Source organism: Streptosporangium sp. H13245 (genome assembly GCF_055690525.1).
Genome location: NZ_JBSZKT010000030.1, coordinates 59,964 through 75,163, shown reverse-complemented (window position 1 = coordinate 75,163; position 15,200 = coordinate 59,964). Strand labels below are relative to the sequence as shown.

Annotated in this window: 14 protein-coding genes and 2 riboswitches; of the genes, 10 read left to right on the top strand and 4 right to left on the bottom strand. The window is 71.1% G+C overall.

The annotated features are described in order from the left end of the window. Positions 1 to 38 precede the first annotated feature (38 nt). The gene (locus tag ACW9TB_RS30190; protein ID WP_472751476.1) at positions 39 to 647 is read right to left on the bottom strand and encodes a class I SAM-dependent methyltransferase; all 609 of its coding nucleotides are present in this window, start codon (positions 645 to 647) and stop codon (positions 39 to 41) included. A gap of 384 nt (positions 648 to 1,031) precedes the next feature. On the opposite strand from ACW9TB_RS30190, the gene ACW9TB_RS30185 reads away from it, so the two are divergent. Then, positions 1,032 to 1,451: a hypothetical protein gene (locus ACW9TB_RS30185; protein ID WP_472751475.1), complete on the top strand. Its 420-nt coding sequence runs from the start codon at positions 1,032 to 1,034 to the stop codon at positions 1,449 to 1,451. Positions 1,452 to 1,548: 97 nt separating this feature from the next. On the opposite strand, the gene thiC is transcribed toward ACW9TB_RS30185, so the two are convergent. Then, positions 1,549 to 3,282, bottom strand: a complete 1,734-nt coding sequence (thiC, locus tag ACW9TB_RS30180; protein WP_472751474.1) for a phosphomethylpyrimidine synthase ThiC — start codon at positions 3,280 to 3,282, stop codon at positions 1,549 to 1,551. After that, positions 3,275 to 3,387: riboswitch (TPP riboswitch) on the bottom strand. (Overlaps the previous gene by 8 nt.) Before the next feature lie 130 nt (positions 3,388 to 3,517). On the opposite strand from thiC, the gene ACW9TB_RS30175 reads away from it, so the two are divergent. The 8 genes from ACW9TB_RS30175 (at position 3,518) to ACW9TB_RS30140 (ending at position 13,388) form a co-directional block, all read left to right on the top strand. Further along, on the top strand, positions 3,518 to 4,078 hold the full coding sequence (locus ACW9TB_RS30175) for a CDP-alcohol phosphatidyltransferase family protein (RefSeq protein ID WP_472751473.1): 561 nt from the start codon (positions 3,518 to 3,520) through the stop codon (positions 4,076 to 4,078). A 3-nt stretch (positions 4,079 to 4,081) separates the two neighbouring features. Further along, entirely contained in the window at positions 4,082 to 6,583 is a 2,502-nt protein-coding gene (locus tag ACW9TB_RS30170) for a sugar phosphate nucleotidyltransferase (protein WP_472751472.1), read from the top strand. Positions 6,584 to 6,836: 253 nt separating this feature from the next. Beyond that, positions 6,837 to 7,349, top strand: a complete 513-nt coding sequence (locus tag ACW9TB_RS30165) for an FHA domain-containing protein (RefSeq protein ID WP_436763237.1) — start codon at positions 6,837 to 6,839, stop codon at positions 7,347 to 7,349. A gap of 26 nt (positions 7,350 to 7,375) precedes the next feature. Continuing rightward, a complete protein-coding gene (gene ftsR / locus ACW9TB_RS30160) occupies positions 7,376 to 8,026 on the top strand; it encodes a transcriptional regulator FtsR (protein WP_472751471.1) in 651 nt (216 codons plus the stop codon). Positions 8,027 to 8,105: 79 nt separating this feature from the next. Beyond that, positions 8,106 to 8,576, top strand: a complete 471-nt coding sequence (locus ACW9TB_RS30155; protein ID WP_326639501.1) for a bifunctional nuclease family protein — start codon at positions 8,106 to 8,108, stop codon at positions 8,574 to 8,576. A 144-nt stretch (positions 8,577 to 8,720) separates the two neighbouring features. Beyond that, a complete protein-coding gene (locus tag ACW9TB_RS30150) occupies positions 8,721 to 9,341 on the top strand; it encodes a MerR family transcriptional regulator (protein ID WP_472751470.1) in 621 nt (206 codons plus the stop codon). Between the two features lie 15 nt (positions 9,342 to 9,356). Beyond that, a riboswitch (glycine riboswitch) is annotated at positions 9,357 to 9,449 on the top strand. A gap of 185 nt (positions 9,450 to 9,634) precedes the next feature. After that, positions 9,635 to 12,490: an aminomethyl-transferring glycine dehydrogenase gene (gene gcvP, locus ACW9TB_RS30145; protein ID WP_472751469.1), complete on the top strand. Its 2,856-nt coding sequence runs from the start codon at positions 9,635 to 9,637 to the stop codon at positions 12,488 to 12,490. A 115-nt stretch (positions 12,491 to 12,605) separates the two neighbouring features. After that, positions 12,606 to 13,388, top strand: a complete 783-nt coding sequence (locus ACW9TB_RS30140; protein ID WP_472751468.1) for a hypothetical protein — start codon at positions 12,606 to 12,608, stop codon at positions 13,386 to 13,388. Positions 13,389 to 13,465: 77 nt separating this feature from the next. Here ACW9TB_RS30140 and ACW9TB_RS30135 read toward each other — a convergent pair whose 3' ends face one another. After that, positions 13,466 to 13,816: a hypothetical protein gene (locus ACW9TB_RS30135; protein WP_472751467.1), complete on the bottom strand. Its 351-nt coding sequence runs from the start codon at positions 13,814 to 13,816 to the stop codon at positions 13,466 to 13,468. 131 nt (positions 13,817 to 13,947) lie between these two features. On the opposite strand from ACW9TB_RS30135, the gene ACW9TB_RS30130 reads away from it, so the two are divergent. Continuing rightward, entirely contained in the window at positions 13,948 to 14,580 is a 633-nt protein-coding gene (locus ACW9TB_RS30130; RefSeq protein WP_472751498.1) for an alpha/beta hydrolase family protein, read from the top strand. A 6-nt stretch (positions 14,581 to 14,586) separates the two neighbouring features. Here the strand turns inward: ACW9TB_RS30130 and ACW9TB_RS30125 are convergent, their stop codons facing one another. Next, a complete protein-coding gene (locus ACW9TB_RS30125; RefSeq protein WP_472751466.1) occupies positions 14,587 to 14,778 on the bottom strand; it encodes a DUF5999 family protein in 192 nt (63 codons plus the stop codon). Positions 14,779 to 15,200: the final 422 nt, after the last annotated feature.

Here is a 15,200-nt window from a genome sequence, read left to right as displayed (position 1 = left end):
ATCGTAGAACGGAGTTCGGTATCTCCGTGGCTCCGGGGTCAGGCTTCCCCGGCGGGGTCCAGGCGGGGCCTGCGCGCGTGGTAGACGAAGGCCGGGGGCACGTTCCCCCACACCGTCCGGCCCGCGACGACCTCCTCGAAGGTGTCGGCCAGGCGCCTCCTGAAGCGCCGCGCCGGGGGGAGGTGCTTGGCGAAGCTGTACGCGAAGGTGGTGAAGGCCGTGTGCGGCCCCATGATCGCGGTGACCGCGTCCAGCAGGCGGCCCTGTGTCTCCGCGGAGAACGCCGCCCAGGGGAGCCCGCTCACGATCGCGTCGGCCTTGGACAGGCCGCGCTCCTTGAGCAGCTGGGGCAGCCGTGCCGCGTCGTCGACCACGACGTCCACCCCCGGGTGCCCGGCGGCGAGGAACTCGGCCAGCTTCGGATTGATCTCGACGGCCACGTGGTGCCCCCGGCCGTTCAGCCGGCGCTGGATCTCCGCCGTGAACGCGCCCGTGCCGGGGCCCAGCTCGATGATGACCGGATCTCCCCGATGGGGGACCGGCGAGGCCACCGCCTCGGCGAGCCGCCGCGAGCTCGGCGCCACCGCTCCGACGGTGCCCGGCGAGCGGATCCACTGCCCCAGGAAGAGCGCGGTGTCATTGGTCATGGTTTGAAGGGTAGAGGGTGCGAGGGGCCCGGAAGTACGCCGTCCGGAGGAGCCCCTCCCCACCCGTGGGATGACGGGGTCCGGTGCGGGGCCGTACCTCCCGCCCCCTGAGACCCCGCGCCCCGGTCTCCGTACGCGTCCTTCCGCGCGTCTCCTTCCGTACGCCTCCGTCTTCCCGGCCGGGATCCCGCGTCCCGCTGCCTCCGTACGCCTCCGGGTCCAGGTCCCGTGCCGCGAATCCTGTACGTCCTCCGGCGGGGAATCCGCCACGCGGTGGACTCGAAGGTCATTCCCCAGGCTGACGACCCGGACCGTACCCCGCGGCCACGATGTGCTCCGAACCAAGCCTCTTTGGAACCGATCACCTGAGGAAGGACACATCTCATGCAGGAGGTCATCGCCCAGCCCGATCCGACGCGGGGCCGCCCGGTCTCCACGGGCCTGCTGTACGGCGTCCGCGTTCTCGTCGTCGCCCAGGCCGCCGGGCTCGTCGTCGCCGCCTCGTTCGCCGGACAGGCCGTACGGGGCGGGGGAGAACTGGGCGAGACCCACGTCATGGCCGGGATGGTGGTGCACCTGATCGCCCTGCTGCAGATCGTCGCGGCCGTGCTGGTCTGGCGTCCTGGACGGGGCGCGGGCTGGCCCGCCCTGGCCAGTCTCGGCCTGTTCCTGATCGGCATGGGCCAGCACTTCAGCTGGGACGCGCTCGGCACCCACGTGCCCAGCGGCCTCGCCCTGTTCGGCCTGACCGTGGCGGTGCTCATCTGGGCGTGGTCACCCCGCGCCGCCGTACGCCGATCCTGAGGCCGAAGGCACAGGGGGAGGCACGGGAGGGCGACGGCGCGAAGGCGGTGCCCCCTGGCATCGCCTTCGACGGCGTTCCTCCCGTGCCCCCGGAGTCTCAGATACCCTCCACGGGCAGATAGACCCGCCCGCCCTCGCGGGAGAACTCCTCCGACTTCTCCCGCATCCCGGCCTCCAGGGCCTCGGCGCCGGTCAGGCCGCGCTCCTCGGCGAACCTGCGCACATCGTGGCTGATCCTCATCGAGCAGAACTTCGGGCCGCACATCGAGCAGAAGTGCGCGGTCTTGGCTGGGGCGGCGGGCAGCGTCTCGTCATGGAAGGACCGGGCGGTCTCAGGGTCCAGGGAGAGGTCGAACTGGTCCTCCCAGCGGAACTCGAACCGGGCGTCGGACAGGGCGTCGTCCCAGGCCTGCGCGCCCGGATGGCCCTTGGCGAGGTCGGCCGCGTGCGCCGCGATCTTGTAGGTGATCACGCCGGTCTTCACGTCGTCCCTGTCCGGCAGGCCCAGGTGCTCCTTGGGCGTGACGTAGCAGAGCATGGCCGTGCCGTACCAGCCGATCATCGCCGCGCCGATGGCCGAGGTGATGTGGTCGTAGCCGGGCGCGATGTCGGTCGTCAGCGGGCCGAGGGTGTAGAACGGGGCGTCGTCGCACAGCTCGCGCTGCAGGTCGACGTTCTCCTTGATCTTGTGTATGGGGACGTGGCCCGGCCCCTCGATCATCACCTGGACGTCGTGCGCGTGCGCGATCTCGGTAAGCTCGCCCAGCGTCCTGAGCTCGGCGAACTGGGCCTCGTCGTTGGCGTCGGAGATCGACCCCGGGCGCAGGCCGTCGCCCAGCGAGAACGCCACGTCGTACCGGGCCATGATCTCGCAGATGTCGGCGAAGTGCTCGTAGAGGAAGCTCTCGCGGTGGTGCGCCAGGCACCAGGCCGCCATGATCGAGCCGCCCCGGGAGACGATCCCTGTCCTGCGCCGCGCGGTCAGCGGCACGTGGGCCAGGCGCACCCCCGCGTGGACGGTGAAGTAGTCGACGCCCTGCTCGCACTGCTCGATCAGGGTGTCGCGGTAGATCTCCCACGACAGGGCGGCCGCGTCGCCGCCCGCCTTCTCCAGCGCCTGGTAGAGCGGGACGGTCCCGATCGGCACCGGGGAGTTGCGGATGATCCACTCGCGGGTGGTGTGGATGTTGCGCCCGGTGGACAGGTCCATCACCGTGTCGGCGCCCCACCGGATCGCCCAGGTCATCTTGTCCACCTCCTCCTCGATGCTGGAGGCGACGGCCGAGTTGCCGATGTTGGCGTTGACCTTCACGAGGAAGTTGCGGCCGATGATCATCGGCTCGCTCTCCGGGTGGTTGACGTTGGCCGGGATGATCGCCCGCCCGGCGGCCACCTCGGCGCGGACGAACTCCGGCGTCACGCCCTCGCGGACCGCGACGAACTCCATCTCCCTGCTGACCAGGCCGCGCCGGGCGTAGGCGAGCTGGGTCACCGGCGCCCCCGTCGCGCGCAGCGGCCGGTCGCCGCCGCCGGTGAAGACCGCGTCGAGGGAGCGGAGGTCGCGGGCCCAGGCGTCGCGGTCGCGGTAGCCGTCGTCGCCGGGAGCGCCGGGACGGCCGCCGTACCTGGCCGTGTCGCCCCGCCCCAGGATCCACTCCTCGCGCGGGCGCGGCAGGCCGCGGGTGATGTCGACGGTCACGGACGGGTCCGTGTAGGGGCCCGAGGTGTCGTACAGCGTGACCGCGTTCCCGTCGGTCAGGCGCACCTCGCGCATGGGGACGCGCAGGTCGCCGTGGTAGGTCTTGGAGCTGGAAATACGCGCGTCGTTCATCGCGCAAACTCCCTTCGCCGGCATTACCCGGAGCAGGTTCTGGCGGTCGGCGGCCGTCTCAGCCGTCCTCTCAGCCCGGTTCCCCGGGCTCCCGCGTTGGTCGAGCGGAACGATAGCGCGTCTTCCCCGCGCCCACCATCCACCCGGCCGCACCGGACGCAGTAGTGTCACCATCAGGTACGGGGAGGGAGATCAGCCGGTGAGTCCGGAGGCATCGGGGGCCGAAGATCGAATCTTGACGGTCCCCAACGCGTTGAGCCTGGCCAGGCTCCTGGGGGTGCCGGTCTTCCTCTGGCTGGTGCTGGGGCCGAAGGCCGACGGCTGGGCGGTGGCCCTGCTGATGCTGGCCGGGTTCTCCGACTGGCTCGACGGCAAGATCGCCCGGGCCTGGAACCAGACCAGCAGGCTCGGCCGCCTGCTCGACCCGCTGGCCGACCGTCTCTACATCCTGGCCACCCTGTTCGGCCTCGCCATGCGCGAGATCATTCCCTGGTGGCTGGCGCTGGCCATCCCGCTGCGCGACGTGATGCTGCTGGGCATCCCGCTCATCCTGCGCCGCCTCGGGTACGGTCCCGCGCTGCCCGTGCACTTCCTCGGCAAGGCCGCCACCGCCAACCTGCTCTACGCCTTCCCCCTGCTCTTCCTGGCCCACCACCCCTCCTGGTACGCCGAGGCGGCCGGGATCGTCGGCTGGTCCCTGGCCATCTGGGGCACAGGTCTGTACTGGTGGTCCGGAGTGCTGTATTGGGTACAGGTGCGTCAGCTGACAAGCGAGGCCAAACGCCTTAAGAGGTGATCTGTGAAGGCCGTCGTCATGGCGGGCGGGGAAGGGACACGGCTCCGGCCGATGACCGCGAACCAGCCCAAACCTCTCCTGCCCGTGATCAATCGGCCGATCATGGAGCATGTGCTCCGCCTCCTGAAACGGCACGGCTTCACCGAGACGGTGGTCACCGTGCAGTTCCTGGCCGCCCTGGTCCGCAACTACTTCGGCGACGGCGACGAGCTCGGCATGAGCCTGTACTACGCCACCGAGGACACGCCGCTCGGCACCGCGGGCAGCGTCAAGAACGCCGCCGACCGGCTCCGCGACGACCGCTTCCTGGTCATCTCCGGCGACGCGCTCACCGACATCGACCTGACCGACATGATCCGCTTCCACCGCGAGAACGGCGCGATGGTCACGATCGGGCTCAAGCGCGTCCCCAACCCGCTGGAGTTCGGCATCGTCATCGTCGACGACCAGGGCAGGGTGGAGCGCTTCCTGGAGAAGCCGACGTGGGGCCAGGTCTTCTCCGACACCGCCAACACCGGCATCTACGTGATGGAGCCCGAGGTCCTCGACGAGATCGCGGCCGGGGAGTCCGTCGACTGGTCGGGCGACGTGTTCCCGAAACTGCTGGAGCGCGGCGCCCCGCTGTACGGCTACGTGGCCGACGGCTACTGGGAGGACGTCGGCACCCACGAGAGCTACCTCAAGGCCCAGGCCGACGTCCTGTCGGGCCGGGTCAAGGTCGACATCGACGCCTTCGAGGTCTCGCCGGGCGTCTGGGTGGCCGAGGGCGCCTCGGTCGACGCCGACGCCGTCCTCAAGGGCCCCCTCTACGTCGGCGACTACGCCAAGGTCGAGGCGGGGGCCGAGCTGCGCGAGTACACCGTGCTGGGCAGCAACGCGGTGGTCAGGGAGGGCGCCTTCCTGCACCGCGCGGTCGTCCACGACAACGTCTACGTCGGGCCCAGCGCCCACCTGCGCGGCTGCGTGATCGGCAAGAACACCGACCTGATGACCGCCGCCAGGGTCGAGGAGGGCGCCGTCGTCGGCGACGAGTGCATCATCGAGGCCGAGGCGTACATCTCCTCCGGCGTCAAGATCTACCCGTTCAAGACCATCGAGGCCGGGGCGGTGATCAACAACAGCGTCATCTGGGAGCCGCGCGCCCAGCGCAACCTGTTCGGCCCCCGGGGGGTCTCCGGGCTGGTCAACGTGGAGATCACCCCCGAGCTGTGCGTACGGCTGGCCAGCGCCTACGCCACCACCCTGAAGAAGGGCGCCTCGGTCATCACCTCCCGCGACTCCTCCCGCGCCGCGCGGGCGCTGAAGCGGGCCGTGATCAGCGCCCTGAACGCCAGCGCGATCAACGTGCTCGACCTGGAGGCCTCCCCGCTCCCGGTGGCCCGCTTCCACACCGCCAGGGAGAACGCCGTCGGCGGCATCGCGCTGCGCACCACCCCCGGCGACCCGCAGAGCGTCGACATCGTCTTCATGGACGAGCACGGCGCGGACCTGTCACCGGCGGCCCAGCGCAAGCTGGACCGGGTCTTCTCCCGGCAGGAGTTCCGCCGCGCCTTCCCCGGGGAGATCGCCGAGCTGAGCTTCCCCGCCAGGGCGGTGGAGGACTACACGCACGAGCTGCTGCGCCTGGTCGACATCAGCGGGGTGCGCGACGCCGACATGAAGGTCGTGGTCGACTGCGCGGGAGGCACCTCCTCGCTGGTGCTGCCCAGCCTGCTGGGCCGGGTCGGGGTGGACGTGCTGACCGTCAACAACCGGCTGGACGACGCCTCGCCCACCGAGACCCTCGCCGAGCGCCGCCGCGACCTGCAGCGCCTCTCGGAGCTCGTCAGCTCCTCCAGGGCGGCCTTCGGGGTGCGCTTCGACCCGGTGGGGGAGCGGGTCGCGCTGGTGGACGAGATGGGCCAGCTGATCAGCGAGGAGCGCGCCCTGCTGGTGGTGCTCGACCTGGTCGCCGCCGAGCGGCGCGGAGGCCAGGTGGCGCTGCCGGTCACCACCACCCGGGTCGCCGAGCAGGTCTGCAGGTTCCACGGCGTCCAGGCCGAGTGGACCTCCACCGCGATCGACGCGCTCACCGCCGCCGCCAGGGGGCCAGAGATGATCTTCGCGGCCGACGGGCGCGGCGGTTTCATCGTGCCCGAGTTCGGGCCCACGGTGGACGGCCTGGCGGTGTTCCTGCGCCTGCTGGGCCTGGTCGCCAGGACCCGGCTCTCGCTCAGCCAGATCGACGCCAGGATCCCCGAGGCCAAGCTGCTGCGCCGGACCGTGCCGACCCCGTGGGCGGCCAAGGGCGCGGTGATGCGCTCGGTCATCGAGGCCGCCGAGCACTACCGCATCGACACCACCGACGGGGTCCGGGTCGTCGCAGAGGACGGCAGCTGGGCCCTGGTGCTGCCCGACCCGACGGAGGCGGTCACCCACCTGTGGGCCGAGGGGTTCGACGTCGACTCCGCGCAGACCCTGATCGAGCACTGGGCGCGGGTGGTCGAGGAGGCCGCGGGCGGCTGAGACGGCCTCCGTAGAGGCGTCCGGGGCGAGTCGATGCGACAAACACAGCGCGGCGCCATGGACCGGGGACAGTGCCCCACTGTAACTTTGTCACCGACCGTACCCGCGGTTCAGCGTCAGCCTTGACCTTCGCGCCTCATCACTGTATGTTGCGGCATTCGCAGTCCGAGAAAACACTTGAGAAGCGAAGAAGCGAGGCGCGCATCACTGAGCACCGTTGCCGCGTCTTCGCGGTAGGAGGCCGAGCCGATCGATGCCGAGCGTCTACTGCACGCAGTGCGGTCATGCCAATCCTGAGGATGCCCGTTTCTGTTCACGATGCGGGTCGCCGCTTACCAAAGCCGAGACCCCCGGAGACAGCACATCGACGATCTCCCTCTCCGGGATCGAGGCCTACGAGGCGGAGACAGGTGAGACGCTTCTCGCCGAACGGCAGGCCGTCGAGCAGTTGCCCCCGGGCACCGCGCTGCTGGTCGCGATGCGCGGTCCCAACGCCGGCAGCAGGTTCCTGCTCGACAGCGACCTCACCACCGTGGGCCGCCATCCCGAGAGCGACATCTTCCTCGACGACATCACGGTCTCGCGCCGCCACGTGGAGTTCTACCGGCGCGGCGGCGGGGTCTTCACCGTCCGCGACATCGGCAGCCTGAACGGCACGTACGTGAACCGCGAGCGCATCGAGGAGGTCCCGCTGTACGGCGGGGACGAGGTGCAGATCGGCAAGTTCCGCCTCGTCTTCCTCACCCGCGGCGCCGCTGGAGGATGATGAGCTCGCAGGCCGCTCGTGCGCACATGAGCATCGGGGAGGTGCTCGCTCTCCTGCAGGGCGAGTTCCCCGACGTCAGCATCTCCAAGATTCGTTTCCTGGAGGGCGAGGGGTTGATCGAGCCGGAGCGCAGTCCCTCCGGCTACCGCAAGTTCAGCTACGCCGACGTCGAGCGGCTGCGCTACATCCTCAGCGAGCAGCGTGACCGCTACCTGCCGCTGAGGGTGATCAAGGACCATCTGGCGGCGGCCGACCGCGAGGAGCGCCCGGCCGCCCGGCCGCGCGCCGTCCCCGACGACGCGCCCCCCGAGATCCGGCTCACCCGCGAGGAGCTGATCGCCGCCGCCGAGCTGGACGAGGAGACCCTCGCCGAGCTTGAGGACTACGGCCTGCTCGCCGCCGTGGCCCGCTACTACGACGCCGAGGCGCTGGCCGTGGCCCGCAGCGTCGGGGCCCTGGCCGCCTTCGGCCTGCGCGCCCGCCATCTGCGGGCGGTCAAGGCCGCCGCCGAGCGCGAGGCGGGCCTGGTGGAGCAGGCCGTCGCCCCGCTGCTGCGCCGCCGGGGGCCGGGCGCCATCGACCAGGCCGACGAGACGGCGAGGGAGATTTCCGGCCTGCTGCTGGAATTGCACGCCTCGCTGCTGCGTTCCGGCGTTCGTGGGGCCCTGGGCCGGTGAGAACCTGACCAGGCACTCGTACCCTCACGAGTGTTACGTTGAACAAACCGGTCGGAATCCAGCGAAGACGGAGCAGCCCGTGTTGCAGATGGAGGTCGTGGGCGTTCGAGTTGAGATGCCCTCCAACCAGCCGATCGTCTTGCTGAAAGAGACACATGGGGAGCGTTATCTACCTATCTGGATCGGCATGACGGAGGCCACGGCGATCGCCATGGCCCAGGCCGAGGAGCCACCGCCCCGGCCGCTCACCCATGACCTGTTCCGCGACGTGCTCGAAGGGCTCGGGGTCCGGCTGAGCACGGTCAACATCGTCGCCCTGCGCGACGGCATCTTCTTCGCCGATCTCGTGTTCTCCAACGGGGTGGAGGTGAGCGCGCGTCCCTCGGACTCGATCGCCTTGGCACTTCGTACCGGCGCACGTATCTTCGCGAGTGAGGACGTGGTCCGGGAGGCGGGGGTGATCATCCCCGACGACCAGGAGGACGAGGTGGAGAAGTTCAGGGAGTTCCTTGACACGATCACGCCCGAGGACTTCGGCCGCGCGGGGTAGGAATTTCGGTGCATTTACGCTTCACGACGCGCCGGGTGGGGTCGTTGACTGGACTTGGCCCCAGTCCTACGGTGCAAGTGAAACCCGCGGTCGTGCGTAAACCCCCAGATCAGGCCGTGGGATGAGAGAAAGCCGGAGGTCCGCGTGGCGGTCAGCAGCGGCGAGGGTAGAAACGCCGATCAGGATGACCCGGAACGGCGCCAGTCGGCACGTCAGCGCGCGGGTGAAGAGGGTCTGCTGTTCGACGGGCAACCGGTGAAAGTGCCCGCCGACATCGGCTACCGGGGCCCGACGGCCTGTTCGGCGGCCGGCATCACCTACCGGCAACTCGACTACTGGGCGCGCACCGGCCTGGTCGAGCCCACCGTGCGCGCCGCCCACGGCTCCGGCACCCAGCGGCTGTACGGTTTTCGCGACATCCTGGTCCTCAAGGTCGTCAAGCGGCTCCTCGACACCGGCGTCTCCCTCCAGCAGATCCGCATCGCCGTGCAGCACCTGCGCGACAGGGGGGTCAACGACCTGGCCGGGATCACCCTGATGAGCGACGGGGTGAGCGTCTACGAGTGCACCTCGCCCGACGAGGTCATCGACCTCCTCCAGGGCGGTCAGGGAGTCTTCGGCATAGCACTGGGACGGGTGTGGCAGGAGGTGGAGGGCTCCCTCGCGGATCTGCCCGGCGAACGTGCGGAGTCGGGCGAGGGCCCTTTAGGCGATCATCAGGCCGATGAGCTGGCCCGCCGTCGCAGAGCACGACGAACCGGGTAAACTCGGACCTGCCACTGACCCTGTGCGGGAGAGACCCCGACCAAGATCGGGGCGCCGAAGGAGCAACCTCCCCGGAATCTCTCAGGCACCCGGTACCGCACGGACGAGGCAACTCTGGAAAGCAGGCGCGCTCGCCAGGCGCGACTCACCGACGGTGCAAGCCTCCCGGAAAATGGGGCAGGTGAAGCTCTCAGGTCACGACCCGCGAACGACGGTCGTGATGACAGAGGGGGAGACCAGGCATACGCCCGCGCCCAGCGCCGGTCTCCACCCCGTCCCGGGAGGCTTCACCAATGACCGACCTGTCATCGCTCAGCGAGCTCAGCTCCCCGCCGTTCGCGACCCGCCACATAGGGCCGGACGACGCCGCCCAGACCCGCATGCTGGAGGCGGTCGGATTCGCCTCCGTCGCCGACCTGGTCGCGGTGGCCGTGCCCGAGGCGATCCGCTCCTCGGCCAGGCTGAGCCTGCCCCCGGCGGCCGGGGAGTCCGAGGCCCTCGCGGAGCTGCGGGTCCTCGCCGGGCGCAACACCGTGCTCACCTCGATGATCGGCCTGGGCTACCACGACACGATCACCCCGGGCGTCATCCGCCGCAACCTCCTGGAGAACCCGGGCTGGTACACCGCGTACACGCCCTACCAGCCGGAGATCTCCCAGGGCCGCCTGGAGGCCCTGATCAACTTCCAGACCGTCGTCTCCGACCTGACCGCGCTCGACGTCGCCGGGGCCTCCCTGCTGGACGAGGCCACCGCCGCCGCCGAGGCGATGACCCTGGCCCGCCGCGCGGGCCGCGGCCCCTCGAAGGTGTTCGTGGTCGACGCCGACGCGCTGCCGCAGACCAAGGCGGTGCTGCGCACCCGCGCCGAGCCGCTCGGCATCGAGCTGGTCGAGAGCGACTTCACCGCCGAGCTTCCCGAGTGCTTCGGGGTGCTCGTGCAGTACCCCGGCGCCAGCGGCAGGGTCCGCGACTTCCGCGCCGTCGCCGACGCCGCCCACGCGCGCGGCGCCCAGGTGGTCGCCGCGGCCGACCTGCTGGCCCTCACCCTCCTGGCCGCGCCCGGCGAGCTCGGTGCCGACATCGCGGTCGGCTCCTCGCAGCGCTTCGGCGTCCCCCTCGGGTTCGGCGGCCCCCACGCGGCCTACATGGCGGTCCGCGACGGCCTCCAGCGCCAGCTGCCGGGCCGCCTGGTGGGCGTCTCCCAGGACGCCGACAAGCGTCCCGCGTACCGGCTCGCGCTGCAGACCCGCGAGCAGCACATCCGCCGCGAGAAGGCCACCAGCAACATCTGCACCGCGCAGGTGCTGCTCGCCGTGATCGCCGGCATGTACGCCGTCTACCACGGCCCCGAGGGGCTGCGCAGGATCGGCAGGCGCACCCACCGGCACGCCGTCGTGCTCGCCGAGGCCCTGCGCCAGGGGGGTGTCGAGGTCGTGCACGACACCTTCTTCGACACCGTGCTCGCCAGGGTGCCCGGCCGCGCCGAGGGGGTCGTCGCCGCGGCCCGCGACAACGGGGTCAACCTGCGCCTGGTCGACGCCGACCACGTGGGCGTCACCTGCGACGAGAGGACCGAGCCCCTCCACCTGGAGCAGGTCCTGGCCGCCTTCGAGATCAGCGGCACCGTGCTGGCCGACCTGGACGCCGCCGCGCACGACGCGCTGCCCGCCACGCTGGCGCGGACCGGCGACTACCTGACCCACCCGGTCTTCCACAGCCACCGCTCAGAGACGGCCATGCTGCGCTACCTGCGCAGGCTCCAGGACAAGGACATCGCGCTCGACCGGTCGATGATCCCGCTGGGCTCCTGCACCATGAAGCTCAACGCGACCACCGAGATGGAGCCGATCACCTGGCCGGAGTTCGCCGGGCTGCACCCCTACGCGCCCGAGGACCAGGCCGCGGGCTACCTCGAGCTGATCGGGGAGCTGGAGCACTGGCTGGCCGAGGTCACCGGCTACGACGCCGTGTCGCTCCAGCCGAACGCGGGTTCCCAGGGCGAGTTCGCCGGGCTCCTGGCGATCCGCGCCTACCACACCGCGCGCGGCGAGTCGGGCCGCGACGTCTGCCTGATCCCCTCGTCCGCGCACGGCACCAACGCCGCGAGCGCCGTCATGGCGGGCATGCGCGTGGCCGTGGTCGCCTGCGACGACGAGGGCAACGTCGACCTCGACGACCTCGTCGCGAAGATCGGCAAGCACCGCGAGCAGCTTGCCGCGATCATGGTGACCTACCCGTCCACGCACGGCGTGTACGAGGAGACGATCGTCCGGATCTGCGAGCTGGTGCACGAGGCCGGTGGCCAGGTCTACGTCGACGGCGCCAACCTCAACGCGCTGGTCGGCCTGGCCAGGCCGGGGGAGTTCGGGGCGGACGTCTCCCACCTCAACCTGCACAAGACCTTCTGCATCCCGCACGGCGGCGGCGGCCCCGGCGTCGGCCCGGTCGCGGTCCGCGCGCACCTGGCCGGATACCTGCCCGGCCACCCGCTGCGCGAGGGCGGCCCGGTGGGCCCGGTCTCGGCCGCCCCGTACGGCTCGGCGGGCATCCTGCCCATCTCCTGGGCCTACATCCGGATGATGGGCGCCGACGGCCTGAAGGCGGCCACCGAGCAGGCCATCCTGTCGGCCAACTACCTGGCCCGCAGGCTCAGCCCCCACTACCCGGTCCTCTACACCGGCCGCGGCGGCCTCGTCGCCCACGAGTGCATCGTCGATTTGCGCCAGATCACCAAGGAGACCGGGGTGACGGTCGACGACGTGGCCAAGCGCCTCATCGACTACGGCTTCCACGCCCCGACCATGTCCTTCCCGGTGGCCGGCACGCTGATGATCGAGCCGACCGAGAGCGAGGACCTGGCCGAGCTCGACCGGTTCTGCGAGGCGATGATCGCGATCCGCGAGGAGATCGCGAAGGTCGCCTCCGGCGCGTACGACAGGACCGACAACCCGCTGCGCAACGCCCCGCACACGGCCGACAGCCTCGTCGCCGACGAGTGGGGCCACCCCTACGGCCGCACCGAGGCGGCCTACCCGCTGCCGTCGGTGCGCGAGGGCAAGTACTGGTCGCCGGTCCGCCGCATCGACCAGGCCTACGGTGACCGCAACCTGGTCTGCTCCTGCCCTCCCCTTGAGGCGTACGAGGACTGACCTCCGCGAGGGCGGAAACCCCGCGCCGAGCGCGATATTCGCCGGGAATGCGACAGGACGGAGGGCGCCCCGAGTCGTTAGGCTCGGGGCGTCTCCGTATCCGGAAGGATCCCGCATGCCTGAGGTGGACACCCGTCCCTTGGACACCGCGCGAAGACTGGCCGAGTCCGGCGATCTCGACGGCGCCGCCACGATCTTCGCCGAGCTGGTCGCCGATCCCGCCGAGCCCGACCGGGCCCAGGCGGCGGTGGGTCTCGCGGTGGTGCTGGAGCAGGGCGGGGACGTTCCGGGCTCCCGCTCGGCCGCGCGCACCGCGCTGGCGACCGGGCACCCGGAGTTCGCCGCCCAGGCCGCCTGCCTGCTCGCGGCGAGCTTCGAGCGGGAGGGCCTGGCCGACCAGGCCCGCGCCGCCTGGCAGGCCGCGCTGGGCGTCGGCCATCTCGCCTACGTCCCGCTGGCGCACATGGCCCTCGCCAGGCTCGCCACGGGCGAGGAGGAGGCCGAGCGGTCGCTGCGTGACGCGCTGGCCACCGCCGACCCGGAGATCGCTCCCCGTGCCGCTCAGCGGCTGGCGGAGGCGTTCCTTGAGGAGGGGGAGCCGGGGGAGGCCGCCCAGGTGCTCCTGGAGGCGCTCTCGGTGCCCGACGCGGCCGAGGTGCCGAGACTGCGGGTGATGCTCGGCATCGCCCATCTGGAGCTGGCCTGCGCCGAGTTCTCCGGCGCGATCGAGGAGGGCGGCGACGTCGAGACCGGCGCGCTGGCGATCGAGCTCCTGGCCCGCACGCTGCCGCTCAGGGGGCGCGACGAGGACGCCGAGCGCGTGTGGCGCTACGGTCTGGAAAGCGCCGACGAGGATCTCGCCGGTGAGGTCCGCCTGCGCCTCGACCGGGACCTCTGAGGCCGGGACTCCTGGCCGGGACCTCTGAGGGGCCGGGGCCTCTGAGGGGCCGGGGCCTCCGAGGGGTCCCGCGGGGGTCAGTCGCGCTCCCGCCAGCGGCTCAGGGCGTGGGCGAAGTTGATCGCGACGATCCCGCCCCAGGCCAGCAGCAGCCCGGCGGTGCCGGCGTTCTGCACGGCGATGGCGGTCAGCGGGATCCCGATGCCCATCGAGCCGAGGGCGATCGGGATCGAGGAGTTGCCGCCTTTGCGTGGCCTGGCCCTCGGCGCCCCGGCGGCGTGCATCTCGGCGCGCACCCGGTGGGCGATGGTCGCGTCGAGGCGCGACACGAACGACTCGATGAGCGCGGTCTCGTACTCCGGGCCGAGGTCGCGGCGGGCCTCGACGGTGGCGCGCATGTCCTGGCGGATATCTTGATAGTCCTGCACGCTTCGATTGTTTCCTCCGCCCCTGCCGCCAGGCATCAGTCATTAGGACGAGATCCGTGTCCACCTCCGAGCCAACCTCCGCCGCACGGCCCTCCGCCCCGGGGACCACACCGGCGTCCCGGCCCGCGCCCCTGGAGATCGCGACCCCGCACGGCCCGGCCCTGGTGGAGATCGACGAGGTGGCCGCCCCGCGCTTCCTGCTGGTGCTCACCCACGGCTCGGCGGGGGGAGTGGACGCCCCCGACCTGCTGGCCGTACGGGACGCCGTGACGGCGATCGGCGGGACGGTCGCGCGGGTGCTCCAGCCGTTCCGGGTACGCGGCGCCCGCGCGCCGGGATCGGCGGTCAGGCAGGACGAGGCGTGGGAGACGCTGGTGGCCGGGCTGCGCGGGCGCTATCCGGGGCTGCCGCTGGCGCAGGGCGGGCGGAGCAACGGGGCCAGGGTCGCATGCCGTACGGCCGGGAGGGTCGGGGCCCGCGCGGTCGTCGCGCTGGCCTTCCCGCTGCACCCGCCGAGGAAACCGGAGCGGTCACGGGCCGGGGAGCTGCGCGCGGCGGGGGTGGACGTGCTGGTGGTGAACGGAGACCGTGACCCGTTCGGCGTGCCCGAGGCGGCGGACGCCGCGCGCCTGGTGGTGCTGCCGGGAGAGGGTCACGACCTCGGGAGGAATCCCGCCGGGGTGGGCGAGGTGGTCGCCGAGTGGCTCGACGCGAGGATGCGGCCGGACTCGGCGGACCCGCTCAGCGTGACCGGCCAGAGGTGACGGGTTTCAGGCGACGCCGGCCAGTGGCCGGTGCGGCTCGATGACGGCACCGTCCGGGAGGAGCTCGCCGGTGTCGTCGAACAGCACCACACCGTTGCAGAGCAGGCTCCAGCCCTGCTCGGGGTGGGCCGCCATGGTGCGGGCGGCTTCGCGGTCCAGCGCGTCGGCGGACGGACAGGACGGCTCGTGCGGGCACATCGGCGTGCCTCCGGATCTCTCGTGTCGGCTCGCCCGGGTCACACCGGGCACGGGTGGGCATCGGACATCCGGCGGCACCGTCACCGATGGGTCTCCGTTCCCACGTATGACGGGGACGAGCATCTGAATGTTGACATATGGCCGTGCGACCCCCTAACAGAACGAGGACCGCACATCAAGCAGATCAAGTGTGCGATCGATCGCACCTCGGCGACATAGCCCGTTAGGACTGTTTGAGAACTGGTAGAGGGTCAGTCCGTCAGGGCTTTATCAGGGGATGTGACCTATAACACAGCATGCCTTATATAAGGATATTCGACCAAGTGCGACACGCCGCCAGGTAGGTAAACGATCGGTTACAAGTTTCTGACGTGCGCCGATACGGGTTTCCCCGGCCCTCTGACCGGCCCTGACCGAAACCC

Coding starts and splice junctions, on each gene's coding strand:
- ACW9TB_RS30190 (WP_472751476.1), bottom strand. CDS start 647: ATGACCAATGACACCGCGCTCTTCCTGGGGCAGTGGATCCGCTCGCCG.
- ACW9TB_RS30185 (WP_472751475.1), top strand. CDS start 1,032: ATGCAGGAGGTCATCGCCCAGCCCGATCCGACGCGGGGCCGCCCGGTC.
- thiC (WP_472751474.1), bottom strand. CDS start 3,282: ATGAACGACGCGCGTATTTCCAGCTCCAAGACCTACCACGGCGACCTG.
- ACW9TB_RS30165 (WP_436763237.1), top strand. CDS start 6,837: ATGCCGAGCGTCTACTGCACGCAGTGCGGTCATGCCAATCCTGAGGAT.
- ftsR (WP_472751471.1), top strand. CDS start 7,376: ATGAGCATCGGGGAGGTGCTCGCTCTCCTGCAGGGCGAGTTCCCCGAC.
- gcvP (WP_472751469.1), top strand. CDS start 9,635: ATGACCGACCTGTCATCGCTCAGCGAGCTCAGCTCCCCGCCGTTCGCG.
- ACW9TB_RS30140 (WP_472751468.1), top strand. CDS start 12,606: ATGCCTGAGGTGGACACCCGTCCCTTGGACACCGCGCGAAGACTGGCC.
- ACW9TB_RS30125 (WP_472751466.1), bottom strand. CDS start 14,778: ATGTGCCCGCACGAGCCGTCCTGTCCGTCCGCCGACGCGCTGGACCGC.